At 52.2% G+C, this 25,791-nt stretch carries 20 protein-coding genes and 1 pseudogene; all 21 read left to right on the top strand.

Annotated elements, in window-relative coordinates:
• The first annotated feature begins 25 nt into the window (after window positions 1–25).
• On the top strand, window positions 26–670 hold the full coding sequence (locus KF749_13990) for a nucleoside recognition protein (protein MBX2992259.1): 645 nt from the start codon (window positions 26–28) through the stop codon (window positions 668–670).
• On the top strand, window positions 670–1,212 hold the full coding sequence (locus KF749_13985; protein ID MBX2992258.1) for a spore maturation protein: 543 nt from the start codon (window positions 670–672) through the stop codon (window positions 1,210–1,212). Before KF749_13990 ends, KF749_13985 begins: the two co-directional genes overlap by 1 nt.
• Window positions 1,213–1,353: 141 nt before the next feature.
• Window positions 1,354–2,256, top strand: coding sequence for a proline dehydrogenase family protein (locus KF749_13980; GenBank protein ID MBX2992257.1), 903 nt, complete (start codon window positions 1,354–1,356; stop codon window positions 2,254–2,256).
• A 12-nt stretch (window positions 2,257–2,268) separates the two neighbouring features.
• Window positions 2,269–3,792, top strand: a complete 1,524-nt coding sequence (locus KF749_13975; GenBank protein ID MBX2992256.1) for an AbgT family transporter — start codon at window positions 2,269–2,271, stop codon at window positions 3,790–3,792.
• A 465-nt stretch (window positions 3,793–4,257) separates the two neighbouring features.
• Window positions 4,258–6,237 (top strand): oligopeptide transporter, OPT family, encoded by a 1,980-nt coding sequence (locus KF749_13970; protein MBX2992255.1) that lies wholly within the window; start codon window positions 4,258–4,260, stop codon window positions 6,235–6,237.
• Window positions 6,238–6,298: 61 nt separating this feature from the next.
• Entirely contained in the window at window positions 6,299–6,646 is a 348-nt protein-coding gene (locus KF749_13965; protein MBX2992254.1) for a PqqD family protein, read from the top strand.
• A 117-nt stretch (window positions 6,647–6,763) separates the two neighbouring features.
• Window positions 6,764–8,129 (top strand): annotated as a pseudogene (locus tag KF749_13960) (aminoacyl-histidine dipeptidase).
• Window positions 8,130–8,215: 86 nt separating this feature from the next.
• Complete coding sequence (locus KF749_13955) at window positions 8,216–9,553, top strand: MFS transporter (protein ID MBX2992253.1); 1,338 nt, start codon at window positions 8,216–8,218, stop codon at window positions 9,551–9,553.
• A 21-nt stretch (window positions 9,554–9,574) separates the two neighbouring features.
• Window positions 9,575–11,764, top strand: a complete 2,190-nt coding sequence (locus KF749_13950; GenBank protein MBX2992252.1) for a S9 family peptidase — start codon at window positions 9,575–9,577, stop codon at window positions 11,762–11,764.
• Window positions 11,765–11,766: 2 nt separating this feature from the next.
• Complete coding sequence (locus tag KF749_13945) at window positions 11,767–12,087, top strand: hypothetical protein (protein MBX2992251.1); 321 nt, start codon at window positions 11,767–11,769, stop codon at window positions 12,085–12,087.
• An 86-nt stretch (window positions 12,088–12,173) separates the two neighbouring features.
• Entirely contained in the window at window positions 12,174–12,569 is a 396-nt protein-coding gene (locus KF749_13940) for a DUF2203 domain-containing protein (GenBank protein ID MBX2992250.1), read from the top strand.
• Window positions 12,570–12,665: 96 nt separating this feature from the next.
• Window positions 12,666–13,937, top strand: a complete 1,272-nt coding sequence (locus KF749_13935; GenBank protein ID MBX2992249.1) for an efflux RND transporter periplasmic adaptor subunit — start codon at window positions 12,666–12,668, stop codon at window positions 13,935–13,937.
• Window position 13,938: 1 nt separating this feature from the next.
• A complete protein-coding gene (locus KF749_13930; protein ID MBX2992248.1) occupies window positions 13,939–15,156 on the top strand; it encodes an ABC transporter permease in 1,218 nt (405 codons plus the stop codon).
• Complete coding sequence (gene uvrB, locus KF749_13925) at window positions 15,153–17,195, top strand: excinuclease ABC subunit UvrB (protein MBX2992247.1); 2,043 nt, start codon at window positions 15,153–15,155, stop codon at window positions 17,193–17,195. The genes KF749_13930 and uvrB overlap by 4 nt, the downstream gene beginning before the upstream one ends.
• Window positions 17,196–17,220: 25 nt before the next feature.
• A complete protein-coding gene (locus tag KF749_13920) occupies window positions 17,221–17,964 on the top strand; it encodes a ComF family protein (GenBank protein MBX2992246.1) in 744 nt (247 codons plus the stop codon).
• Between the two features lie 168 nt (window positions 17,965–18,132).
• Window positions 18,133–19,125, top strand: a complete 993-nt coding sequence (gap, locus tag KF749_13915; protein MBX2992245.1) for a type I glyceraldehyde-3-phosphate dehydrogenase — start codon at window positions 18,133–18,135, stop codon at window positions 19,123–19,125.
• Between the two features lie 110 nt (window positions 19,126–19,235).
• Window positions 19,236–20,438, top strand: a complete 1,203-nt coding sequence (locus KF749_13910) for a phosphoglycerate kinase (GenBank protein MBX2992244.1) — start codon at window positions 19,236–19,238, stop codon at window positions 20,436–20,438.
• A 64-nt stretch (window positions 20,439–20,502) separates the two neighbouring features.
• Window positions 20,503–21,438, top strand: a complete 936-nt coding sequence (locus tag KF749_13905; protein ID MBX2992243.1) for a rhomboid family intramembrane serine protease — start codon at window positions 20,503–20,505, stop codon at window positions 21,436–21,438.
• Between the two features lie 28 nt (window positions 21,439–21,466).
• On the top strand, window positions 21,467–22,582 hold the full coding sequence (gene ispG, locus KF749_13900) for a flavodoxin-dependent (E)-4-hydroxy-3-methylbut-2-enyl-diphosphate synthase (GenBank protein MBX2992242.1): 1,116 nt from the start codon (window positions 21,467–21,469) through the stop codon (window positions 22,580–22,582).
• Window positions 22,583–22,819: 237 nt separating this feature from the next.
• Window positions 22,820–24,061: a SpoIID/LytB domain-containing protein gene (locus KF749_13895; GenBank protein ID MBX2992241.1), complete on the top strand. Its 1,242-nt coding sequence runs from the start codon at window positions 22,820–22,822 to the stop codon at window positions 24,059–24,061.
• Window positions 24,062–24,067: 6 nt separating this feature from the next.
• Window positions 24,068–25,791 (top strand): N-acetylmuramoyl-L-alanine amidase (locus KF749_13890; protein MBX2992240.1); only part of this gene is annotated, 1,724 nt, incomplete at its 3' end.

Genomic DNA, 25,791 nt, shown 5'->3' with positions numbered 1-25,791 from the left:
ACAAACTCATAACTCTAAGACTCCCATGCTCAACTACATCTGGCTTGCCCTCATCATCATTGGGATTGCCGTCGCGGTAGGGAAGGATATTACACAGCCCCCCGACCCTGCTGCCGAACAACAATTTCCTGCCATTATGAAGGTCACGAATGAAGGCATCATCGGCTCCGCCAAAACCGCTGTAACGCTTGCCCTCGGACTCATCGGGATTATGGCATTGTGGCTGGGGATTATGAAAATTGCCGAACAGGCCGGGCTTATCACGCTACTTGCCAAGTTGTTGAAGCCCCTTACATCCCGCCTCTTTCCTGATGTCCCTGCCGAGCATCCTGCAATGGGGGCGATGATCATGAATATCTCGGCCAACATGCTCGGGCTTGCCAATGCTGCAACTCCGCTCGGCCTCAAGGCAATGGAAGAGTTGAACAAGCTCAACAAGAAACTCGGCACCGCAACCGATGCAATGTGTACGTTCCTCGTCATCAACACCAGTAATGTTCAACTCGTTGCTGCTCCCGTGATTGCCATCCGGGTGGCGGCGGGTTCGGCCAACCCGACGGAGTTCTTAGGCGCTGCAATCGTCGCAACGACCATCTCGACAATTGTCGGAGTGACAACGGTAAAATTGCTGGCAAAACTTCCCTTTTACAAAAAGCAACTGGAGGGATGATGCAAGCATTTGTTGACATCACAAAAACCATCTCGACTTTTGCAATCCCGTTTTTGATTCTTTCAATTGTTTTGTACGGCGCGTTCAAGAAGGTGAAAATCTACGAAGCGTTTGTTGAAGGGGCGAAAGAAGGCTTCAATGTGGCGGTTCGGATTATTCCGTTTCTTGTTGCGATGTTGGTGGCAATCGGGATTTTCCGTGCCGGTGGCGCGATGGAGATTCTGACTGCCGTGCTTTCTCCGCTGACTTCACTCATCGGTATGCCGGCAGAGACAATCCCGATGGCGGTTATGCGACCGCTTTCAGGCAGCGGGGCGCTTGGAGTGATGTCCGAGACGATTGCGGCTCACGGTCCCGATTCACTCATCGGGAGAATGGTGAGTGTGATGATGGGAAGCGGCGAGACGACGTTCTACGTTCTTGCAGTGTATTTCGGTTCTGTTTCCGTTACGAAAACTCGGCACGCCGTGCCCGCCGGAATTGTTGCCGATGTTGTCGGCATTCTCGCATCAGTTTGGCTGGTGAATCTGATCTGGGGGTAGGGCATTTCCCTTGCTTTTGTATCAAGCCGTGACTATCTTTTTCAGGGTTGCATGAAACGAATGCATTCCGTTACCTTCCGTTTTTCTACATTTGTTCAGCTCGCTTTAACACATTGCGTATCAACAACTTAGAGTACTGTCATGTCCTTCTTTAACAAGTTAGTTGTCAGCAGCATACCGCTTGTTCCCCGGCCAATCGTTCGTAAATTTGCGGGTCGCTACATTGCAGGCGAAACACTCGCCGATGCCATCACCTGTGTCCGTCAAATCAACACTGAGGGTGCTTGCGCCACCCTCGATGTTCTTGGCGAGGATATTTTTACAAAAGAAGAAGCTGTTGAGTCGCGCAACCAATCAATTGAAGTTCTCCAGACTATCACAAAAGAAAAGCTCGATTCCAATCTCTCCATCAAACTGACATCGCTCGGATTGAAACTCGAGAAGGATTTCTGTACGGAGAATGTGAGGGAGATTTTGAAAGTTGCCGCAGCGCAGAACATCTTCGTCCGTTTTGACATGGAAAATTCAACCTGCACAACGGATACCATCGACGTCTTTCGGGCTTTGCACAAGGATTTCCCGAATACCGGAATTGTTCTGCAGGCATATCTTTTCCGAACCGAAGAAGACACACGTCTACTTCTAAAAGAGAAGCCGAACTTCCGCTTATGCAAGGGAATCTACAAGGAATCCCCCGACATAGCGTTTCAGGGTCGTGAAGAAGTGCAGCAGAACTTTCTCACACTTCTCAGAATGATGTTCGAACAGAAGGCCTACGTCGGCATTGCCACACATGACAGCGTGTTGGTTGACGGCGCTATTGCGATGATCAATGAACTGGGATTGCAGAAAACCGACTACGAATTTCAGATGCTTCTCGGCGTCAGGCCCGAACTCCGCAAGAAACTGGTACGTGACGGGCACAAGCTGAGACTCTACGTACCGTTCGGCGAGCATTGGTACGGCTACTCGACCCGCCGCTTCAAAGAGAACCCGGAAATCGCAGGCTACGTATTCAAAGCGCTATTCACCCCCAACAAATAGAAAGGAGTACTCATGGCGGAAAAAAAGCCCGGATGGCTCGAACGGTTCGTTCTTCGAAGTCTCGATACAATTGAGAAGCAGGGAAACCGGTTGCCTCAACCGGTGACGTTGTTCCTCATTCTGATTGTGATCGTCCTGATTTCGTCGTGGATTGCTTCCTCTCTCGGTGTATCGGCTGTACACCCGGGAACCGGCGCCACGATTACTGCGGTAAATTTGCTGAACGGTGAAGGAATCACTCGCATTATGACAGAGATGGTCAGAACCTTCACGGCCTTTCCGCCGCTGGGACTTGTGCTGGTGGTGATGCTCGGCATTGGCGTTGCCGAACGGAGCGGGCTCATTGCAACGGGGCTCAAGGCGTTTGTTTCAAGCGTTCCGAAGGGGCTCATCACCGCGTCAATTGTTACCGCGGGGCAGCTTTCGAGTCTTGCGGTTGATGCGGGCTATGTTGTATTGCTTCCGATCGGGGCGGTGATTTTTCTGGGAATGGGGCGACATCCTATCGCGGGACTCGCCGCCGCATTTGCAGGAGTTTCGGGCGGATTCGGGGCGAACCTCTTCCTTACATCTCTCGACCCTTTGCTTGCCGGTTTCACCGACTCGGCTGCAAAGCTTATCAATCCGGCGTACAACGTTGCGCCGACCTCCAACTGGTATTTCATGGCGGCTTCCGTTCCTCTCATTACCATTACGGGAACGTACGTCACCGAGCGCATTCTCGAACCCAGACTCGGCAAATATGAAGAGGGCGCGGAATCGGAGAATCAGCCGCTCACTGCAAAAGAGAAAAAGGGACTTCTGTGGGCGAGTATCAGTGCGATTGTGCTGACTGTACTTGCCTTCATGACGATTATTCCGGAGAACGGAATTCTGCGCGATGCGCAGGGCGGGTTCACGCCGTTCTTCGTCAGCATTGTTCCTATCATGTTGTTCATGTTTCTGATTCCGGGAATGGTGTACGGCTTTATTGTCGGCACGATCAAATCAGACAAGCAAATCTCGTCGATGACGACAGAAGCAATGGGGACGATGGGCGGATATATTGTTCTTGCTTTTGCCGCGGCGCAGTTCGTCGCCTACTTCGGCTGGTCGAACCTTGGCGTCATCTTTGCCATCACGGGGGCGGACGTTCTGAAGTCTATCGGGTTTACCGGCATTCCGCTGATTGTCTCGTTCGTGCTTGTTGCATCGTTCATCAATATCTTCATTGGAAGCGCGTCGGCGAAATGGGCAATCATGGCGCCGATTTTTGTGCCGATGCTGATGTTGATGGGATACTCGCCTGAATTAACGCAGGCATCATATCGAGTCGGCGACTCGTATTCCAACATTCTTACACCGCTGCTGCCATATTTCCCGCTGGTGGTGACGTTTGCACAGAAGTATGTGAAGGATATCGGAATCGGCTCGATCATTTCAGCGATGCTGCCGTTTGCTGTCGCTTTTGCAATCGTGAGAATTGCCATGCTCATCGGATGGATGCTGCTCGGGATACCGGTAGGTCCGGATGCTCCGCTTCAGTACGTGCCCTGAGCGAAGCTCTTAGGGTTGTGATTTGGGCCTGTTTCTGGCGGGAAAGGGCGATTTCGGCTGCTTCTTTTTGCCTTGATTCTCAGAAAGGCTCTGTCTATATTTTCAACAACAATTTCTCAATGATACGGGGGGTTCGATAACGGATCCCCGTATCTGCCTGCTCACTGAATATGCGATGTAAAGGCTCCCATCGGGAGTCGAGGCTTACTGTGCGAGCCACTCGCATCCCTGTTCTTTCATTAATGAATTCGAACTACCGCCCGCTTTGTACAACCCGACTCCAACCTGGACAAATGCCGATTTCGCAATACTCTTGCCACTTTGAGTTGCGCTGTTTAAGGCGGCAAAGTATTCGATTCGGAAACATCAATCTTCTCAATTTTCCAAGGAGTTGTTATGGCTGACAGTGCTTCCGCCGCCGGCGGCGGTATACGATACAAGCCGTATGTTCCGGCTGAAACTGACATGAAGGAATTTACTCTTCGTGCTCTGGTCATCGGGCTTATCATGTGCGTGGTTCTCGGCGCGGCAAATGCCTATCTCGGTTTGAAAGCCGGAATGACGATTGCTGCAACGTACCCCGCGGCAGTTATCGGTATGGCGTTGCTGCGGATCTTGAAGGGTTCCATTCTCGAAGAAAACTTCTCGCGAACCGTCGGCTCCATCGGTGAGTCCGTCGCGGCCGGTGCCATTTTCACATTGCCTGCATTCTTCATTGCGGGCATTTGGCCTGAGTTTGCAACCACCCAGCACTATCTTGAATCCGCAGCAATCATGACGGCGGGGGGTGTTCTCGGCATCATGTTCGTCGTGTTGCTGCGGCGTGTGATGGTGGAGGATGTTGAATTGCCGTTCCCCGAATCGGTTGCGGCTTCGGAAATTCACAAGGCAGGGCGTTCGGGCGGAACAGGTGCCAAGTTCCTGTTTGGCGCAATGGGCGCTGGTGCGCTGATTCAGGCATTGGGGCAGTTCAAGTTCTTTGCTACAGCGTGGGAGAAGTGGGTCGGGTTCTCGAAATCCGTCATCGGGCTTCGCGCAACAGGCGAAGTCGGCGCACAGAGCGGTATTCTGCTCAGCTCGCCCGGCGTCAGTCCGGCATACATCGGCGTCGGTTACATCATCGGGCCGAAGCTCGCGTCACTGAATTTCAGCGGCGGGCTGATTGCCTGGGGATTGTTCGTTCCGATTCTTACCTACTTCATCGGGCCTACACTGATTCCGGAAGGTGCCCCTGCGGAAGAAGGTACCTGGGTTGCAATGGCGGCAAACGTCTGGCGTTACATCGTTCGACCAATAGCCATCGGCGGCATGTTGGTGAGTGCCGGGTTTACGTTGTTCAGAATGAGGAACAGCCTGTTGACCGGCATCAAACGCTCGATCGGTGATGTGAAGAAGGCCGCAACGGGCGGGCATGTCACGGTCAGAACCGAAAACGATCTCAGCTTCAAGTGGGTGATGGTCGGAATCGGTGCAGCGGCATTGGCGACGTTCTTCATCTACAACTACTTTGCGGGCGATGTTGCGGCCGCGTTGGTGGCAACAGTCGTGATGATCATCGCGGGATTTTTCTTTGCCGCGGTGTCCGGATATCTTGTCGGTATCATCGGCTCAAGCAACAACCCGATTAGCGGCCTCACGCTTTCGACGCTGCTCGTTGCCGCTTTGCTCATGGTTGCTCTCGGTATGAAAGGACAAGCCGGGGTTGCTGCAGTGTTGGGCGTGGCGGCAGTTGTGTGTGTTGCGGCGGCAGTTGCGGGCGAGATGTTGCAGGATCTGAAAGTCGGCCACATTCTGGGCGGGACGCCGTGGAAAATGCAAGTCGGCAATTTGGTAGGTATAGCATTGGCTGCTGCTGTCATGTTCCTTCCCCTCATCGTTCTGCATGAAGGCGACGTTGCTGCGGGCAAGATGGCAACACCGCAGTACGAAGGCGGATTCGGTTCACGCGCACTCCCTGCGCCGCAGGCAAGTCTGATGGCGTTGCTTTCGCAAGGCATTGTCGGCGGACAAATGGCATGGCCCCTCATCATCGTCGGTATGTTGATGGGCTTCGGTTTCATTCTGATGCAGGTAAAAAGCCCGATGCTGGTTTGCGTCGGCATGTATCTTCCCCTCGAAACAACGTTCGCAATCTTCCTCGGCGGATTGTTCAAAGGCATGGTTGAGAAAATCAGTGCACAACGCGAACATAATGCGGCACAGAAGGCCCGCGTGGAAAACAACGGCGTTCTGCTCGCTGCCGGCCTGATTGCCGGAGAGGCATTGATCGGGCTTCTCTTTGCTGCGTTTGCATTCTGGGAAGTGAAGCTGTTCGCAATATTCGAAGAGCCTTCGTTTATCACTAGCCTGGTCATATTCGGCATCATTGCGTGGATTCTTATTCAGATTCCTGTCAAGAATGCAGGCAGGCCCGATGAGCCGGCGCCACCGAGCGCAGTATTCTGAACACAGTAATCGGAGGGGCACGGCTCGCCGTGTCCCCCGTGTTTCAACAGCGTAGTATTGCATGAACAAACCGAACGAGACATCACGTGATCTTCTTTCTATCAAGCCGAAGAGGAATCTCGAATGGGAGACGAAAGAAGACAATACCGTTGTACTGCTTATCCCGAAATTCAAGCATCCGTTGCTGGTGAAGTGGTTTGTTCCGATGCTCGCAAAACCGAATATCAAGCTGAAGTTAGACGAGCTGGGGAGTTTTGTGTGGAACAAATGTGATGGCCAGACGTCCGTCGAATCCATCGGGAAGGAAATGTCTGCGAAGTTCGGGCAGCCGCTTGAACCGATGTATGAGCGGGTTGGCACCTTCGTCGCAAAGTTGGAACGGAATAAGTATCTGCTACTAGAATCATGAAACAACATAAGGGAGGCAACAGTGTCAACAGCAATTGAAGGACTGAAACCTGAATTAGTGTGGAAGTATTTTGCAGCTATCTCTGCAATCCCTCGCCCTTCAAAACACGAAGAGGCGATGACAAAGTACGTGGTTGAAACAGCGAAAAAACTCGGACTACAAGCCAAAACGGACAAGTTCGGTAATGTCGTAGTGAAGAAACCTGCATCGCCCGGCCGTGAAAACGTCCGGATGATTTGCCTGCAGGGACATCTCGACATGGTCGCGGAGGCGAATAAGGACAAGGTACATGATTTCTATAAGGACCCGATTGAATTGGTTCGCAAAGGGAATGTGTTGATGGCCAACGGAACAACGCTCGGCGCGGATAACGGCATTGCCGTTGCGACAAATCTCGCTATCATGGAAGACAAGTCGCTTGAACACGGCCCGCTCGAGTTTCTCTTCACCGTTGATGAAGAAACCGGCCTCACAGGCGCAAGCAATCTGCAGCCCGGCTTTCTCGAAAGCAAAACGCTGATGAACCTCGATTCGGAAGAAGAGGGTTCAATTTACGTCGGTTGCTCAGGCGGCAAGGATTCGAACGCAACCTGGAAAGCCGATTTTGATAAAGCCCCTGCGCAAACAATCGCTGCCCATGTTCGTGTCGGCGGATTGAAAGGGGGGCATTCGGGACTCGAAATTGACAAGGGTCGCGGCAATGCCGTCAAGATCCTCAACCGGGTGTTGGTTGCGCTTGAGCCGTTCGGAGTTCGTATATCTTCCGTTGACGGCGGCAACAAGCACAACGCAATTCCGCGGGAAGCGGAGGCCCTGGTGTTTGTTCCGAAGAAGAACTGGAAGCCCGCGATGGAGGCGGTGATGCGATTCAATATGGCCGCAAAGAATGAACTGTCCACCGTCGATCCTGACTTGAATTTGTTACGATGGAAGAAACGAAAGTGAAGAGAAGGGGAAGGTGATCAAGAAGTACTAAAAGAAAAGGAAAATCCTCATGACGGTGTCCGCCCTTCCGCATGGTGTCATGAAAATGAGCGCTGATATTCCGGGCCTTGTCGAAACCTCGACGAATGTTGCAGTCATCAAGACGGAGAAGAAGGCTATCAAGATGGTGACGAGCCAGCGCAGTTCCGTGGCATCAGAGATTGTGGAGATTGTTCATTCGGTTTCCAGTATCTTCGAACTCGGCGGCGCCAAAGTGTCTCACGGCGACGGATACCCCGGATGGAAGCCGAATCTTGATTCCGAGATTCTCAAAACCGCCCGCTCGACGTACAAGTCGCTCTACGGCAAAGATGCCGAAGTAAAGGCGATTCATGCCGGCCTCGAATGCGGCATTATCGGCGAGAAGATGGGCGAGATGGATATGATTTCGTTCGGCCCGACTCTTGAGGGAGTTCATTCGCCGGACGAGAAGATCTATATTGATACGGTTGAGAAGTACTGGAACTTCTTGCTTGCGATTCTCAAAAATGTAAATTAAGGGATATCAATTCTCCTATGTATGCAAGGGCGTCAAGCAAGCGTCTGACGCCCTTTTCATTTCTCTAACACAATTCCAACCACACTATGTCGGATGCCGCTTTTATCAAACCCCAACCAAGCAAAGGTTTTCGCTGGCTGGTACTGGTGTTCATCAGCCTTTCGATGTTTGGAAACTATTACGCCTACGATTCGATAGGCCCCATTTTCGATCTGCTGAAAGAGCAGCTTGGCTACTCGGATAGTGATTTAGGGTTGCTGTACACGGTGTACAGTATCGCGGCGGTGATTGTGTTGCTGGTCGGCGGATACATCATTGACAGGTTTGGCACGAAGATCTCCGTTCTTGTCTTCGGAGTTATTTGTCTTGCCGCAGCGGCGGTAACGGCGGCATCACCTGAGTTGTGGCTGATGTTGACCGGGCGATTCATGTTAGGCATAGGGGCAGAGCCTCTGATTGTTGCTGTCACAACGGCGCTGGCGAAATGGTTCAAAGGGAAGGAACTCAGCTTTGCATTCGGAATAAACCTGATGATTGCCCGCCTCGGCTCGGTCAGCGCCGATTGGTCAACCGCTTGGGCGCGGCCGTGGTACACAAATTGGCAGGATCCGCTCTGGCTCTCAACCATCATAACGAGTGCCTGTGTTGTTGGCGGGATTCTCTATTACATTCTTGAGAAACGGGCCGAAAGGCTGTATGCGCTCGGCGAACAAGGTGAGACGGAAAAGTTGGAATTCAGAAGTCTCTATAGGTTCAGTCCGTCATACTGGTACATTGTAGGATTGTGCGTAGTGTTCTATTCAACCATCTTTCCATTCCGGGCGTTCGCCATCAAATATTTTATTGAAGCCCACGGTACCTCGCGCGAGATCGGCGGTTTTCTCAACAGTTTTTTGCCGCTTGCGGCGATGGTTGCGACACCGCTGTTCGGGTTGTTGGTTGATCGTGTCGGGAAGCGTTCGCTGTTCATGTTTGCGGGCTCGCTTGTGTTGTTGCCGCTGTTTCTTGTTGTCACGTATGCTCCGGCCGGCCCGATGCTCGAGTTTGCTCTCCCCGTGTTCGGCAACATAGCCATCCCCCTAACACTTCTGATTGTGATGACGCTACTCGGCGTAGCGTTTTCGATGATTCCGGCAATCATGTGGCCCTCGGTGGCGTACATCGTGGACGAGCGGCGCCTCGGTTCTGCATATTCCATGATGACGCTCTGCCAGCAAATAGGCATGGCGGCTATTCCGTGGTTGATCGGTGAATTGAACGACCGCCTTGCCGCCGGTCCTGACAATCCCGGCGGATACTCGGGCGGCATGTGGGTGTTTACAACTCTTTCCGCGTTCGGGTTGGTGTTTTCATTCCTCCTCTGGCGTCAAGAACGCGGACCCCATGCCCATGGGCTTGAAACGATTACGATGTCGTCCAAATAAAATCGGCAGGAGACTGAAGGAATGAGACGAGTACCCATCTTCTTTGTGCTTGTCATTTTCTCATTTGAAGTCTTTTCTCAAGAAGCGCCGGATCGCTGGTCAATAGACGAAGTGTTCGCCGCGATGAAGGGGACAAGCACGTCGCCGGGAAAGATCCAATGGATAGAGGGAGGAAAGCGATTCACCTACATTCGAAAAGACAGCGCAACGAACCGCCAACAAGTGTTTGCCTACAATCTCTCGGACAATGCGCGGGAGCTTGTGCTGGATGAGGCTTGGCTTGTTTCCGGCGGAGACCGGAAACCGATGACAATCGGCTCGTATGAGTGGGCTGCCGATGGCGAACATGTGCTGGTAACAAGCACACTTCCTGCCCGCAGAATCAAGACTGGGGGCGACTTCGGCATCTTCAATCTCAGAACAAAATCTTTCCGTCTTCTTTCGCATGCATCCGGCGACAAAGCCATCATCAAGCTCTCTCCCGATGGGAAAAAGATCGGGTTTGTCCGCTCGAACAATTTGTTTGCTCTGGATGTGTCGTCGGGAAAGGAGACCCAACTGACGTTCGACGGTTCAGACAATGTACTGAACGGCAAATTCGACTGGGTGTACGAAGAGGAATTCTCCATCATTGAAGGATGGCAATGGTCGCCCGACAGCAGGCGTATTGCGTTCTGGCGCCTCGATCAGACGGCTGTGCCGACGTTCCCGCTTGTAGAATATACTGCCGAAAGTCCGCACGCCAGGCTCGATTTAATGAAGTATCCGAAGGCAGGCGACCCGAATTCGCTTGTGCAAATCGGTATCATCACTCTTGATGGTAACACCACCCGATGGCTTGATCTGGGTTCCAATCCCAATATCTACATTCCCCGTATCAAGTGGACAACCGACGCGAACCTTCTCGCCGTTCAGCGTCTGAACCGGGCGCAGGATACGTTGGAGCTGATGCTTGCGAATGCAAACGACGGCTCGCTCAAAACAATTCTGACCGAAGCAGATACTGCATGGATTGAAACTGAACACGACGATCTCCGCTTTCTCAAAAAATCGAAACGCTTTATCTGGAAGTCGAGCAGGGATGGTTACACCCATCTGTATTTATACAACCTGAATGGAACGCTTGAACGTCAGATTACACAAGGGCAGTGGGATGTCACGGAACTTTCCGGCGTGGATGAGAATCGGAATGTGATATACTTTGTTGCAGGAAAGGAATCACCGCTCGAGCGGCATCTCTACAGCATTCATCTTGACGGGACGGGCTTGAAACGTCTGACGCAAGAACCGGGCTGGCACTCGGTGTTGTTTTCGCCTGATGCGCAAGTCTTCATAAACACGTATTCCAACACAGCCCTGCCCTCACAGGTATGGGTAAAGAAAGCCGACGGAAGTCGCATCGCGACTCTCGTCGCAAACTCATTTTCTCCGTGGAAGCATCTTCCGACGACACGGCATTCATTCTTCGTATTCAAGACGAACGACGGTCTGGATTTGAATGGATATATGCTGAAGCCAGCAGATTTTGATGCATCGAAAAAGTACCCCGTACTGATGTTTGTGTACGGGGCCGGTCCGCAAACCGTAACACATCGATGGGGTGGAAGAAATTTTCTCTGGTATCAACTGCTTGCGCAGCACGGCTACATCATCGTGAGCATTGATCCGCGTGGTACAGATGCCCGCGGCAAGGCCTTCAGGCAAAGCACGAACCGGCAACTCGGCCTGCCGAATACGCGTGATATTCTTGAGGCCGCAAAATATCTCGGCTCGCTTTCCTACATTGATGCGTCACGCCTCGGCATTTGGGGTTGGAGCGGCGGAGGGTATCACACATTGATGGCTATGACATACGGCGCGGGCGTTTTCAAGGCGGGAATTGCGGTGGCAGCGGTAACGGATTTCAAGTTCTACGATACAATCTGGACTGAACGCTATATGGGCACGCCACAGGCAAATCCGGAAGGCTACAGAGCAACAGCGCCCATTACATATGCTTCGCAACTCAGAGGTAACCTTTTGATTGTCCACGGCACAGCGGACGATAACGTGCATTGGCAGCACATTATTGTGTTCAACGAAATCCTGATTCGGGAAGGCAAGCAGTTCGAGACGTTCTTCTATCCCGGACAAGCGCACGGAATTTCGGATCCGGCGGCGCAGCGCCATCTCTTCACAAAAATGACCAACTTCATTCTGGAAAAATTGTAGCGATGACTTTGAGAGCAGGGGCGTTTTCAGTGTTCTTGATGGTATTCGTTGCTCTATCGTGTATGGCCTGTATAGAGCGGAAGCCTGTGCATCGCTTCGATGATCTTCAAAGCCTGAAGGGAAAGACAGAACGTGACGTGCTGGCGTTGCTTGGCCCGCCGCGTGTGATCGACTCTTCAGCAGCCTCCGGCGAACGGATCTGGGGCTACTACCAAATGCCGGTGGTTGATGAAGACAACGAGAAGCCGCGTCAGAGAACTGTGCTGATTGTGATGAGAGGTCGTGATGCCGGGCTTGTTGTCGACGAGGTACGAATTCCGTAGCCGTCTGATCCCTTTACATCCTACCTTCAAATTCTTACCTTTTTGTACAAACAGACCCGACTATTCGTTGTATTGTACCGGACGCCATGGAGCAAAGGCTGCATAAGAAGCATTTCACAATCGATGAGGCCCGGCGTGAGTTGACAAGCGTTCACGCTCTTGCATCGAAAATCGTCGAGCTCAAAAAGAATCTTGACGCAAAGGGATGGGATGTACATCGTCACCGGTACTTCGGCGGAATGGGGCCGAACGGTGACGGAAACTTTCCACCTGAGTTGGAGACGCTTGTCAAAATCGTACGGGGGCTGGAGGAACGGGGAATTATTGTGAAGGGTCTCGACGACGGACTCGTCGATTTTCCGCATATCCGGGGGAACGGTGAGGAAGTCTACTTGTGTTGGAAAGTAGGCGAGGATGATATTCACTTCTGGCATTCCATACCTGAGGGGTTTGCGGGAAGAAAAAGTATTGATGAACTATAACAGCCCCGCTTAAACCGCGATGTCCGGCAGGGTGTCCAATTCGTAGCGTTAGCACGGTATTCCACTCATAATTATGATCAGAAGAGGTGTATGCACATGAAGAAGTGGTTGTGGATTGTTATTGGTGCCGTCATTCTTCTCGGCGGCGGTTTCCTGTGGTTGACCAACGGAGATAAAGATAAGATTACCTATCGAACCGCAAAAATCGACAGGGGCGATGTTACTGTGACCATCAGCGCAACGGGAACAGTCAACGCCGACACGACGGTTCAGGTTGGCTCGCAGGTTTCCGGCCGGATCGCGAGACTGTATGCAGATTTCAATTCAGAGGTAAAGAGGGGCGATTTGCTGGCGCAACTGGATCCCACATTTCTTCAAGCAGCGATGAATCAGGCAAAGGCCGGCGTCACGCGAGCCCGTGCCTCATTGAATCAGGCGGAGCGGGACCATCATCGTATTCAGGATCTCTTCGGCAAGAATCTCGTCTCGCAAGCGGATATGGATGCCGCAATCACGAATCTCGAATCGGCCCGCGCCAACCTTGAACAGGCCAATGCAGGTCTCGAGGGCGCCGACGTCAATCTGAAGTACGCCACAATCCGGTCTCCGATCAGCGGCATTGTTATTTCCCGCAATGTCGATGTCGGTCAAACAGTCGCAGCAAGTCTTTCTGCACCGACATTGTTTGAGATTGCAAACGATCTCCGCAAAATGCAAGTCCGGGCAAGCATAGACGAAGCGGATATCGGCAACGTGAAGAAAGGACTGGATGTCACGTTTCGTGTAGATGCATATCCGAGGGATGAATTTCACGGCACGGTCAGGGAAATCAGGCTCGCCCCTGTCATCTCTCAGAATGTTGTCACCTATAACGTGATTATAGATGTCGAGAACCCCGATCTCAAGCTTATGCCCGGCATGACGGCAACGCTGACTATTGTCGTCGCGACACGGGAGAGCGTGTTGCGTGCTCCGATTCAGGCAACACGGTTTTCTCCCCCGAACGCTGAAGAACTGTTGGATAGCATGAGGGCACGACGAATGGCGCAAATGAACGCCCAATCTGATACGGCCCGGCCCGGACGATGGCAGCAGGAAGGCAGTGGCGGCCGTGAGGGAAGGCGCGGTCCCGGCAGCAGAGGGGCAGGAAGGTCAGTCGTCTGGGTGTTGGAAGGAGGGAGCCCCCAACCTCGCATGATCGGTGCCGGGCTTCAAGACGGACGTTTCGTCGAGCTTGCACGCACAGAACTGAACGAAGGGGATGAGATTATTATCGGAATGTTCAATCCCTCTGCTGAAGTTTCGCAATCCGTACAGAATCCCTTTGCGCCGAGCATGCCCGGCGGTGGCCGCAGGAGAGGGATGTGATATGAATTTTCTTGAAACACTGCGCATCGCGCTCGATTCATTGTTGCGGCAAAAAACACGCGCATTGCTGACAATGTTAGGGATCATCATTGGCGTGGGCGCGGTGATTTCCATGGTTGCGGTAGGGCAAGGAGCACAATCGGCTGTTGAGTCGCAGATTGCCAGTCTCGGAACGAACGTGCTGATCATCTTTCCGGGCTCTTCAATGCAAGGTGGAGTTCGCGGCGGTGCCGGTACGCGTTCGTCTCTTACGCTGGGAGATGTTGAGGCGATTCGCGAACAATGTCCGTCAGTCGCACTTGTCAGCCCGAATACGAGAACAGGCAGGCAGTTGGTTGCCGGCAACCTGAACTGGGGCTCATCCATTCAGGGAGGCTCGCCCGCATTCTTTCAAATTCGTGACTGGCAGCTTGCCAGCGGTGAGTTTTTTACCGAGCAGGACGAACGCGGGGCAACGAAGGTCTGTGTGTTGGGGCAAACCGTTGTGCAGAACCTGTTCCCCGGCCAGGATGCGGTCGGGCAGATTATCCGGATAGGCAACATGCCTTTCATTGTCACCGGTACGCTGATGCCGAAGGGCCAGAACACGTGGGGGCAGGATCAGGATGATATTGTGATTGCCCCATTCTCCACCGTGCAGAAGAAGATTCAGGGAATCGATCATGTGAGCAGCATCCTCGTCTCGGCTGTGTCAAAAGAAATGATTCCAACGGCGCAACAGGAGGTTACGACCCTTCTGCGGGCCCGTCACAAAATCCAACCGTGGGACGAGGACGACTTCACTATACGCAATCAATCCGAAATTGCAAATGCGGCAACCGCCACCTCGAGCATTATGACGATGTTGTTGGGAAGTATTGCGTCGGTATCTCTTATTGTCGGCGGAATCGGCATCATGAATATCATGCTTGTCTCCGTAACAGAACGGACGCGGGAAATCGGCATTCGCATGTCCATCGGAGCCCGGCGACGCGATATTCTCCAGCAATTTCTTACCGAAGCAATGATGTTGAGTATTGCCGGCGGGCTTGTCGGTATCGGGCTCGGTCTTGCAAGCTCGAATCTGATTTCGAAATTTGCCGGCTGGCCGATCTTTGTCTCGCCTGATGCAGTCGGCCTCGCATTTCTCTTCTCGGCATTTGTCGGGATCTTCTTCGGCTACTATCCGGCTCGTAAAGCCGCTCAACTGAGCCCGATTGATGCGTTGAGGTATGAGTGAGTCCCTTCACTCTTGTTTCAGACTACCAACCCAGCGGCGATCAACCCGAAGCCATCCGCCAGCTTACAGAAGGCGTGTTACGAAACGACAAGTATCAGACCCTGCTCGGCGTAACAGGCAGCGGAAAAACCTTCACGATCTCCAACGTCATTGCGTCGGTCAACAAGCCGGTGCTGGTCATGTCGCACAACAAAACGCTGGCGGCACAACTCTACGGCGAGTTTAAAAGCTTCTTTCCGAAGGACAGGGTGGAGTTCTTCATCAGCTATTACGACTACTACCAGCCCGAAGCCTACGTCCCGACCTCCGACACGTACATTGCCAAGGATGCCTCGATCAATGATGAAATTGACCGGCTGCGTCTGCGGGCAACAAGCGCATTGCTCAGCGGCGACAGGAATGTTATCGTGGTTGCGTCCGTCAGTTGCATCTACGGCATTGGCGCCCCTGAGGAATGGGCGAGCCAGATTGTCGTGATCCGCAAAGGCGAACGGATGGAGCGGAATGATTTTCTCCGCAAACTTCTGAATATCTTCTATATGCGAAATGATTTCGAGTTTGTACGGGGCACGATGCGGGTACGGGGAGATGTTGTTGAAGTAATTCCCGCTTACGAAAGCGAAGAGGCGATTCGCGTCGAATTTTTCGGCGATGTGATTGAGCGGATTTCCTACATCAACAAGACAGACGGCAAAGTTCTCGCCGAAACCGACTATGAAGTTATCTATCCGGCCAAACAGTTCGTCACCTCGAAAGAATCTCTCGAAAAAGCATACAAGGGAATCGAGCAGGAACTTGAAGAACGGCTTGAAGAACTGCGCAGACTGGGGAAGTTGGTGGAAGCACAACGCCTCGAGCAACGCACTCGATTCGATTTGGAGATGATGCGCGAAGTAGGCTATTGTTCCGGCATCGAGAATTACTCGCGGCACATAGCAGGCCGCCCGCCGGGTTCCCGCCCGGCGTGTTTGTTCGACTACTTCCCCGATGATTTTCTTCTCGTGATCGATGAATCGCATGTTACCGTTCCGCAAATCGGCGGAATGTATCACGGCGACCGTTCACGAAAGCTGACACTTGTTGAATACGGTTTCCGTCTTCCTTCTGCCCTCGATAATCGTCCGCTTACCTTCGACGAATGGGAGCAGATGGTGAAACAGGTGATTTTCGTCAGCGCCACGCCGGGCGATTATGAACTGCAGAAGTCGCAAGGTGTTGTCGTAGAACAAGTTATACGCCCAACAGGACTGGTCGATCCCGAGGTCGAAATCCGCCCGGTGAAAAATCAGATCGATGATCTGATCGCGGAAATTCGAACACGGTCTGCACGGCAAGAGCGGGTTCTGGTTACGACGTTGACGAAGCGGATGGCTGAAGATCTAACAGACTATCTCACAGAGATCAAGGTAAAAGTCCGGTACATTCACTCCGAGGTTGATGCACTGGAACGTGTCGAGATCCTACGTGATTTGCGCCTCGGCGATTTTGATGTACTTGTCGGCGTCAACCTTTTGCGTGAAGGATTGGATTTGCCGGAAGTATCACTCGTTGCCATTCTCGATGCCGATAAAGAAGGCTTCTTGCGTTCCGAAAAATCTCTCATTCAAACCGCCGGGAGGACAGCCCGCAATCTGAACGGCAGAGTCATTTTGTACGCTGATACTGTCACAGGCTCGATGCAGAGAATGCTGGACGAAACGCGACGTCGTCGCGAAAAGCAATTGCAGTATAACCAGGATCACGGCATTACGGCGAAAACTGTGTACAAAACCGTGAATGAAGTTCTTGCTGCCACTGCCGTCGCAGACGTCAAGGCCGAGAGGGATGCACGACGCGAGCGGCAAAAAATGCCCGTTGTTGCAGAAAGCGTTATCCGTTACCTCACCGCCGATCAACGCAAAGATCTGATTGAAGAATTGCGCGCCGAAATGCTGAGTGCCTCGAAGGACTTGGAGTTCGAGCGTGCAGCCCAGCTCCGCGATGAGATTGCCAAGCTCGAAGCGATGAGGCAGCCGGAAAAAAAATCGAAACGAAATTAATCCCTCAACGTCTCACGGGATCGACATGCTTGAGGTCCGTTCGTCGCCACTTTCCACAACACTCCGCGCATTCTACGAATTCATCTATCCCCCTGCGTGTCTTGGATGCGAAGAATATTTGGGCGAAACTGTTGATCGAATTTGCGCGGCCTGCTTTCAAAGCATCAAGCCGATCACGCAGGATGACCCGCTTTTCACGGAAATGCGTGAACGACTTGTTTCCGGCGGATATGTTGACGGCCTGATTTCTGCGTTTCACTTTGAGAAGGATGGCATGCTTCAGTCATTAATCCATCAACTGAAGTATGAAGAGATGACTCGAGCAGGCTTCGAGCTTGGGAAGAAGATCGGCGAGAGGGTCACTGCTTCTTGCGGGGATATCTCATCAGCGGGCCTCGTCCCTGTTCCTCTTCATCCTTCAAAGAGAAGGGAACGGGGCTATAACCAGAGCGTGTATGTTGCAATGGGAATTCGCTCCGTTGCGGAGTCGGTTGTGTACCGGAATCTGTTGCAAAGAAAAAGAAACACGAGAACCCAGACGACGCTGAACATTGAAGAACGCCGGAACAATGTCCGTTCTGCATTCGGAGTGAACTCCCGCTATGCTGCAATGATTGCAGGTTCTTCCTTCCTTCTTGTCGATGATGTCATCACTACAGGCGCGACGATTCAGGAGTGTGCCCGGGTACTCAAGGAGCATGGGGCCAAGTCGGTGTTCGCAACATCAGTGGCGCTCGCTGATCACGGAACGTTGAAAGATACAGTTTGATCAACCGGTTACTTCTTGCCCAAAGTCTGAAGACCGCCTCGGAAACCTTGTTTGACATTCAGGGCTTTTCTTGGTAGATTGACGTGTGTTTCTTTGCAAAACGCCTTCTTTTTGCACGATTTTCAAGATTTTTGGTTCCCCTTATTGTCTGACATTCGGAGGTAGTTCATGGCGGTAAAAATTGGCATCAACGGGTTTGGCCGAATCGGCAGGCTCGTGTTTCGCAGGTTGATGAAAACTGGCGGCTTCGATGTTGTTGCTATCAACGACATTACCGATGCACAAACACTTGCGTACTTGTTGAAGTACGATTCCGTTCACGGCAAGTACGGCGGCGATGTTCGGGCTGATGGCGATACTCTAGTAGTTGACGGAAAGAAATTCAAAATCACTGCGGAGAAGGATCCCGCGAAGCTTCCGTGGAAAGAATTGGGTGTCGAGCTCGTGATTGAAGGGACCGGCATTTTCACGAGCCGCGAGAAGCTGAATCTGCACATTCAAGCGGGCGCAAAGAAAGTTCTGCTTACCGCCCCGGCGAAAGATGAAATCGACGCGACAGTTGTTCTCGGCGTGAACGATAGTGTGTTGACGGGAAAAGAACAGTTCGTCTCGAATGCATCATGCACGACCAACTGCCTTGCACCAATGGTGAAAGTCTTGCACGAAACGTTCGGAATGGAAAGCGGGTTCATGACGACTATTCATTCGTACACCAACGATCAGCGATTGCTCGATTTGCCGCACAAGGATTTGCGCCGGGCCCGTGCTGCAGCTCTCTCCATTATCCCGACAACTACCGGGGCCGCCAGAACGGTCGGCAAAGTCATCCCCGAACTGAAGGGAAAACTGGATGGCTTCTCGCTTCGTGTTCCGACGCCTGATGCATCCATCACGGATTTTGTCGCAGTGCTGAAGAAACCTGCCTCGAAGGATGAAGTGAACGCCGCTCTGAAGAAGGCTGCAGAAACAAGCATGAAGGGCATTTTGCAGTACACAGAAGACGAAATTGTCTCCGCCGATATCATCGGCAACGAACACTCATGCATTGTTGATTCGAAATTGACTATGGCGTACGGCAACACCGTTAAAGTGTTTGGCTGGTATGACAATGAATGGGGCTTCTCGTGCCGGGTGGTGGATTTGCTGAAGAAAATAGCCTGATAGTGTTTTTGTGATGATTTTCCCGCCTGCCTCATGGCGGGCAGGCCTGCCCCACGGTGTTGTGAGGCAGGCTTTTGTGTCTCTACAGATCCCGAATGGAGAAATGACAAATGATGACGAAGACAATTGATGATGTAGATCTGAAAGGCAAACGCGTACTCGTACGGGTCGACTTCAACGTTCCGATGACGGACGACTTGAAAATCTCTGATGATAAGAGAATTGTAGAATCGCTTCCCACAATCAGAAAGATTCTTGACTCAGGCGGCATTCCTATTCTCATGAGCCATCTCGGCAGGCCGAAGGGCGGCCCCAATCCCGAGTTTTCATTGAAACCCGTTGCCAATCATCTCGCAACATTGCTCAGTACCAACGTGCAGTTCGTAGCAGACTGTATCGGAAAGGAAACAAAAAAGATTGTTGATGGATTGAAGCCGGGAGATATACTGCTGCTCGAAAACCTCCGCTTTCATCCCGAGGAAGAAAAAAACAATCCGGATTTTGCAAAGGAGCTGGCCGGTTGGGGTGATGTGTACGTGAACGATGCATTCGGTACGGCACATCGGGCGCATGCTTCAACTGAGGGCGTGACAAAGTTCCTGAAACCGTGTGTTGCCGGATACCTGATGAAAAAGGAGATTGAGTATCTTACGCAAGCCGTGGCAAATCCGAAACGACCGTACGTGGCGATTCTCGGTGGTGCAAAAATCTCAGGCAAGATCGACGTCATTCAGAATCTGCTTCCCAAGGTCGATGTGCTGGTGATTGGCGGCGGAATGGCGTTCACGTTCTTCCGTGCTCAGGAATTGGAGGTGGGCGATTCTTTGGTAGAACAGGAGAAGGTCCAACTTGCCAAGGAAATTCTTGAACACATCAAAGAAAAGAACCGGAGGGTGATACTTCCGATTGACTGCATTATTGCCGACAAGTTCGATAACAATGCACAACGCAAAACCGTCCCGATCACCAAAATCCCGTCCGGTTGGCGGGGGCTTGATATTGGACCCGAGACAATCAAACTCATCAGACTTCAAATGAAGGGCGCAAAGACCATAATCTGGAACGGCCCGATGGGTGTCTTCGAGATGCCGAACTTCGCCAACGGCACGCTGGAAATTGCCAAATTGCTTGCGGAGGCGACAACAAGCGGGGCAACCACAATCGTGGGTGGAGGTGATTCAGCGGCAGCGGTTGTACAAATGGGTTTTGAGTCGTCCATTTCTCACGTATCAACCGGCGGCGGAGCGTCGCTTGAGTTTCTCGAAGGCAAACAATTGCCCGGATTGGCCGCGCTCGACACGAAATACGTATGAACCAATTGCCGTACACAGATGTTCTATCGTGTAGCGCCATTTCAAGGAAGATTTTTCTGAACTAATGTCCTTCTATCGCTCAACAGGTACAGGCGGGAACTACTACCGTCCGAGTTTCTTCGGCGGATTTTCGTTCTTTCCGCCTGTCATAAAAATGCTGCTCATCAGCAATGCCGCAATCTGGTTGTTGACGGCGTTCTTTCTTGCGCCGTTCAAGATCGGTGGCAGTTCCATCGGAGGTGATTTCGGGCTCATTACGCAATGGCTTGCGTTGTGGCCCCTGGGAACGAACTTCTGGCCGTGGCAGCTGTTCACGTATATGTTTCTCCACGGAGGGCTGGGGCATCTGTTCTTTAACATGCTGGCGCTCTGGATGTTTGGAATGGAGTTGGAGAATCTCTGGGGTTCCAAGCGGTTCATCATCTACTACGTGACGTGCGGTCTCGGTGCGGGAATTGCAAATCTTCTCGTTGCTCCGCTGATCGGACTTACCGTTCCAACTGTCGGTGCGTCGGGTGCCGTGTTCGGCATTTTGGTTGCGTTCGGAATGCTGTTTCCTGATCGTCCCATCTATCTTTATTTCCTCCTTCCCATCAGGGCAAAGTATTTCGTCACAGGCTTTATTGTTCTCGAGTTGTTCTTCGGAGTTACGGGAACGTCGTCGGGCATTGCACACTTTGCGCATCTCGGCGGGGCCGCAGTCGGATTTTTGTACATGAAATTCGAAGCGCAAGGATTTTCTCTTGAAGATGTGTGGAGGGTTATTATCGGAAGCCCGAAGATGCCGCATCAACCACCACGAACCCGGAAAACCGTCCGGGATGAAATCCAGGACGCCAAATTTTTCGACATTCACACGGGACGTCCGATGGAGGGGGAGAACGAATTGAATCAGGAGGTCGTTGACGCCATCCTCGACAAAATCAATACAAGCGGATATCAAAGTCTTACGGATGAAGAGAAACGCATCTTGAACGAAGCGAGCAAGAAAATCAACTAAGGAGTGTATGGAAATTCCTGTTCTGAATATGACTGATCAACCCCCGGCTGTGCCGCATCCGACATACAAAGTCGGGGTACGAAGACACACACGGTCGGTCACGATCCGCGGCATCAAAGTCGGCGGCGGTGCGCCCATCAGCGTGCAGACAATGACGAAGACGAAGACGAGCGACATTGAAGGCACTGTCAAGCAAATTGTCGATGCGGCCGACGCCGGGTGCGACATCGTTCGAGTGACGGTGAATGACAAGGAAGCCGCGGATGCAATGGCTGAGATTGTCCGTCAGTCACCCATTCCTGTTGTTGCGGATATTCATTTCAATCATATCTTTGCCCTGAAGGCAATCCAGGCCAATGTTGCGAAAGTCAGAATCAATCCCGGCAACATTGGCAGCAAGGATCGCATCTATGAGGTGTTGACTGCGGCAAAGGACAAGGGGATTCCGATTCGCATCGGCGTCAATTCGGGTTCGTTGGAGGAGGATATTCTGGAAAAGCACGGTTACCCGACTGCCGAGGCGTTGTACGAGAGCGCAATGCGACATGTCGGGATATGCGACGAATTTGGATTTCGTGATGTGATTATCTCCGTCAAATCCACCGACGTTCGTTTGATGATTGAAGCCTACAGGCTTGTTGCCGAGCGAACCGATATTCCGCTGCATCTGGGTGTCACCGAGGCCGGAACAACGAGAATCGGAACCATCAAATCAGCCGTCGGTATCGGAACGCTGCTGGCCGAAGGAATCGGGGATACGATCCGCGTATCGTTGACGGACGAGCCGGTAAAGGAAGTTGAGGTCGGCAAGGAAATTCTCCGCTCACTCGGGCTGGCATCCCGCAATGTCGAATTGATCGCGTGCCCGACATGCGGCAGACTCGAAGTCGATCTCTTTGGCATCATGGCACAATTGGAAGAGCGGCTCGAAGGCGTGAAGAAGCCCGTAAAGGTTGCCGTGCTCGGCTGTGTTGTAAACGGACCCGGCGAAGCGAGTGAAGCCGACATCGGGATTGCCGCGGGGAAGGGTGTCGGAATCCTCTACCGGAAAGGTGAAGTCATCAGGAAAGTGAAGGAATCGGAAATCGTTGATGTGATCGTGGAAGAGGTGTTGAAGTTCGAGCCTGAAGCCGGAACCAACTGACAACGATAGTCAGGTGACGAGAAACCCGTGTAGCCGCATCTGCACGGGTTTTTCATTTCTTTTGTAGATGAACTTCTTTATGTTGTGCCAAAGGGCGGACGTCTTCCACACGGTAAACAACCATTTCCCGTTTTGAATTCAAGCACGAATATCCCCGTTATCGCGGTGGGCATCAGTACGCAGCCTGAACTCCGTTTTGCGCTGCACGGGGATTTCATTGCTTCCGGCGATGCAGGAATGTTCAACGGCGAGTATATTGCGCGACGTTCCGGCAACCTGATTGAAATTGAACGTGAAGGGATGTTCCGAACAACCCCCCGAATCACGTTCTCACCTGAACAGGATGAATGCACGTTCACGATCAAAGATGTCACCATCGGCATCGGCTTTCATTGGCAACGAAAAGAAGATCAACAGTTCAGGGGAACCTTGAAACTTCAGCTAACCGATGAAGGCATTCTCGCAATCAACCGCGTCAGTATCGAAGACTATCTTGCGAGCGTGATTTCTTCGGAGATGAGCGCCGACGCCTCGGCGAATCTTCTGCAAGCGCATGCCATCGCATCACGCAGCTGGCTGCTCGCGCAACTGGGGAGATCACGTGAGCTCAAGTCAGAGCATAACACATACGCAACAGTTGTCGAAACAGAAGCCGAGCGCATCCGCTGGTACGATCGGGAGGCACACGATTTGTTCGACGTGTGCGCCGACGATCACTGCCAGCGATATCAGGGAATCACCAAGGCCCATACATCAACCGTCAGCGATGCAGTACAGGCGACATTCGGAATGGTTCTGATGCACAACGGCACGGTGTGCGATGCCCGGTTTTCGAAATGTTGCGGCGGAATCACCGAATTGTTCGAAAACGTATGGCAGCCGGAACAGAAACCGTATTTGACTTCACGGCGTGACACACATTTGTCCCACGAGCAAGCAGACGTGTCAGCCGAACCGGATGCCGAACGATGGATTTGCTCCAGACCGGATGTGTTCTGCAATACATCCGACAAGCGAATTATCACCCAAATCCTGATGAAATATGATCAGGAGACAAGCGACTTCTTCCGGTGGACAGTAGAGTATGAGCAGGACGAATTGGCCGCCATTGTTGCGCGCCGGAGCGGCATTGATTTTGGATTGATACGTGATCTCGTTCCGGTCGAACGGGGCAAGTCGGGACGGCTGACCAAGCTGAAAATCGTAGGCTCGAAGCGGACACTGACGATCGGTAAGGAACTGGAAATACGGCGCACGCTGTCGAATTCCCATCTCTACAGTTCAGCATTGTCGATTCAGCGGTTGAATGTAAAGGCGGGTGTGCCATCGCGTTTCATTCTTCACGGCGCCGGATGGGGGCACGGTGTGGGAATGTGCCAGATCGGTGCTGCTGTGATGGGTGATGCAGGCTACACAAGCGACAGCATTCTTTCCCATTATTTTCCGAAAACAGAACGTATCCAATTGTATCAGGGGTAATTCACGATGCATCGCTTACGCCGGACAGTTCTTCTTCAGATGTGTGTCATCGGCATTCTTACAGCCCAGCCGGCAGTCGACAAGTCACGTCTTTTCATCCTGCTCGTCGTTCCCGAATCCGATACTGTCACCACAACGACAACAACGTACAGGTTATCAGCAAGTACAAATCCGGGTAATGCCGTCACTGTCAACGGCAAGCAGTACAACGTGTACCCGTCGGGCGCATTTTGTGGAAAGCTTGATGTTGCCGTTGGCGAGAATGTTTTTACAATTACTGCTTCCACTCCCGCGGGCACATCAATGTCAAAGACGTTCGTCATTCTTCGTCCGAAACCGATGGAAACGACGCGGCGCGACACGTTGATGCTTGAAGACGCGATGATGATGCCGACGCAGGATTTGTGGCTTGCGGAAGGCGATATTCTTCAGGTTCAGGTGAAGGGAACGCCCGGAGGAAAAGTTACGTTCCTCAACGGCATACCGATGAGGGAAAGGCCCGTTTCACAAACACGCGGTCTTGCGGGCATTTATCGCGGGACGTACAAAGTAAAGGCTTCTGATACGTTAGCGAGTCAGCGCATTACGTTTCGTCTTGAGGATAGTTTAGGAAACGCAGTCACGCGTTCCACGTATGCCCGGGTTTCATTCAAATCAAATGCGCTTCCTGTAGTCGGTGTAACAAAAGGGGAACGACCGTATCTGAATGCAGGATTGGGAGATGATCGGCTCGGCGCATACAAATTCTCGATCATCAATCAGGATATCAGGCTTCGGATCACGGGAAAAGTCGGCAACATGTTTCGCGTGGGCTTGACTGAGAACCAGGAAGCGTGGATTGAAGACGCATACGTTGAGTTGCAGCCCGCAGGCACATTCTTCCCCTCATCTCTCACAGGGAACATTACCGTCGGGGCCGAAGGAAAACAGGATGTTGTATCAATGTTCCTGAGCGACAGACTTCCTTACTCGACATCCCAACTATCGAATCCAAACCGTATTGTCGTGAATGTGTACGGCGCCGCATTGAATACAAACGCTATCACGCATCAGATGACGGCGAAGGAAATTGCAAACGTTTACGTCAATCAGGCTGAGAAGGGCGTAGCCCGGATAACAATTGAACTGAAAAGCAAGCAGATGTGGGGCTATGAAATCGGATATGAAGGCACATCACTCAAAATAAAAGTCCGCCGTCAACCCGAAAGTCTGAAACTGAAGTCGTTATCCTTTGCAATAGATGCCGGACACGGTGGAGACAATAAAGGCGCGTTAGGCTCAACAGGAGCTTTTGAGAAAGATGTCACGCTTGCCATTGCCTCTCACGTCCGGCGGGTGCTGGAGGACAAGGGAGCCACCGTCATCTTCACCCGATCGGATGATTCGAACCCGGGAATGACGGAACGGTTTCTAAGGGCATATCGCGGAGGGGCGGATATGCTCGTGAGTATTCACGCAAATTCCATCGGTCTTACGGGCAATCCGGCAGATACTAAAGGGGCAGGCACGTTCTACAAACATGCATCACACAGATTTCTGTCAGAGTTCATCTTGACGGAGTTGCTCAAGACCGGCCTTGATACAATCGGCAGCGTCGGAAATTTCAACTTTGCGTTGCTCGGGCCGACTGAATTACCGTCGACACTTGTCGAGACGGCATTCATTTCCAATCCGGAAGATGAGATGAAACTGTTGGACGACGACTTCCGGAAGGAACTCGCAAAACGGAT

The sequence above is a fragment of the Bacteroidota bacterium genome (assembly GCA_019637975.1).
In the GTDB taxonomy this organism is placed as follows: Bacteria; Bacteroidota; Ignavibacteria; order UBA10030; family UBA6906; genus CAADGV01.
The sequence above is the reverse complement of the archived record's forward strand: the minus strand, read 5'-3'. Positions and strand labels throughout refer to the sequence as shown.

Excerpts from the sequence above, each read along its gene's own strand:
- KF749_13910 (MBX2992244.1), top strand. The coding sequence starts at position 19,236 with ATGATGACGAAGACAATTGATGATGTAGATCTGAAAGGCAAACGCGTA.
- KF749_13895 (MBX2992241.1), top strand. The coding sequence starts at position 22,820 with ATGTTCAACGGCGAGTATATTGCGCGACGTTCCGGCAACCTGATTGAA.
- KF749_13920 (MBX2992246.1), top strand. The coding sequence starts at position 17,221 with ATGCTTGAGGTCCGTTCGTCGCCACTTTCCACAACACTCCGCGCATTC.
- KF749_13980 (MBX2992257.1), top strand. The coding sequence starts at position 1,354 with ATGTCCTTCTTTAACAAGTTAGTTGTCAGCAGCATACCGCTTGTTCCC.
- KF749_13965 (MBX2992254.1), top strand. The coding sequence starts at position 6,299 with ATGAACAAACCGAACGAGACATCACGTGATCTTCTTTCTATCAAGCCG.
- KF749_13940 (MBX2992250.1), top strand. The coding sequence starts at position 12,174 with ATGGAGCAAAGGCTGCATAAGAAGCATTTCACAATCGATGAGGCCCGG.
- KF749_13950 (MBX2992252.1), top strand. The coding sequence starts at position 9,575 with ATGAGACGAGTACCCATCTTCTTTGTGCTTGTCATTTTCTCATTTGAA.
- KF749_13935 (MBX2992249.1), top strand. The coding sequence starts at position 12,666 with ATGAAGAAGTGGTTGTGGATTGTTATTGGTGCCGTCATTCTTCTCGGC.
- KF749_13985 (MBX2992258.1), top strand. The coding sequence starts at position 670 with ATGCAAGCATTTGTTGACATCACAAAAACCATCTCGACTTTTGCAATC.
- KF749_13955 (MBX2992253.1), top strand. The coding sequence starts at position 8,216 with ATGTCGGATGCCGCTTTTATCAAACCCCAACCAAGCAAAGGTTTTCGC.
- KF749_13970 (MBX2992255.1), top strand. The coding sequence starts at position 4,258 with ATGAAGGAATTTACTCTTCGTGCTCTGGTCATCGGGCTTATCATGTGC.
- KF749_13905 (MBX2992243.1), top strand. The coding sequence starts at position 20,503 with ATGTCCTTCTATCGCTCAACAGGTACAGGCGGGAACTACTACCGTCCG.
- KF749_13990 (MBX2992259.1), top strand. The coding sequence starts at position 26 with ATGCTCAACTACATCTGGCTTGCCCTCATCATCATTGGGATTGCCGTC.
- KF749_13975 (MBX2992256.1), top strand. The coding sequence starts at position 2,269 with ATGGCGGAAAAAAAGCCCGGATGGCTCGAACGGTTCGTTCTTCGAAGT.
- KF749_13930 (MBX2992248.1), top strand. The coding sequence starts at position 13,939 with ATGAATTTTCTTGAAACACTGCGCATCGCGCTCGATTCATTGTTGCGG.
- KF749_13945 (MBX2992251.1), top strand. The coding sequence starts at position 11,767 with ATGACTTTGAGAGCAGGGGCGTTTTCAGTGTTCTTGATGGTATTCGTT.
- gap (MBX2992245.1), top strand. The coding sequence starts at position 18,133 with ATGGCGGTAAAAATTGGCATCAACGGGTTTGGCCGAATCGGCAGGCTC.
- ispG (MBX2992242.1), top strand. The coding sequence starts at position 21,467 with ATGACTGATCAACCCCCGGCTGTGCCGCATCCGACATACAAAGTCGGG.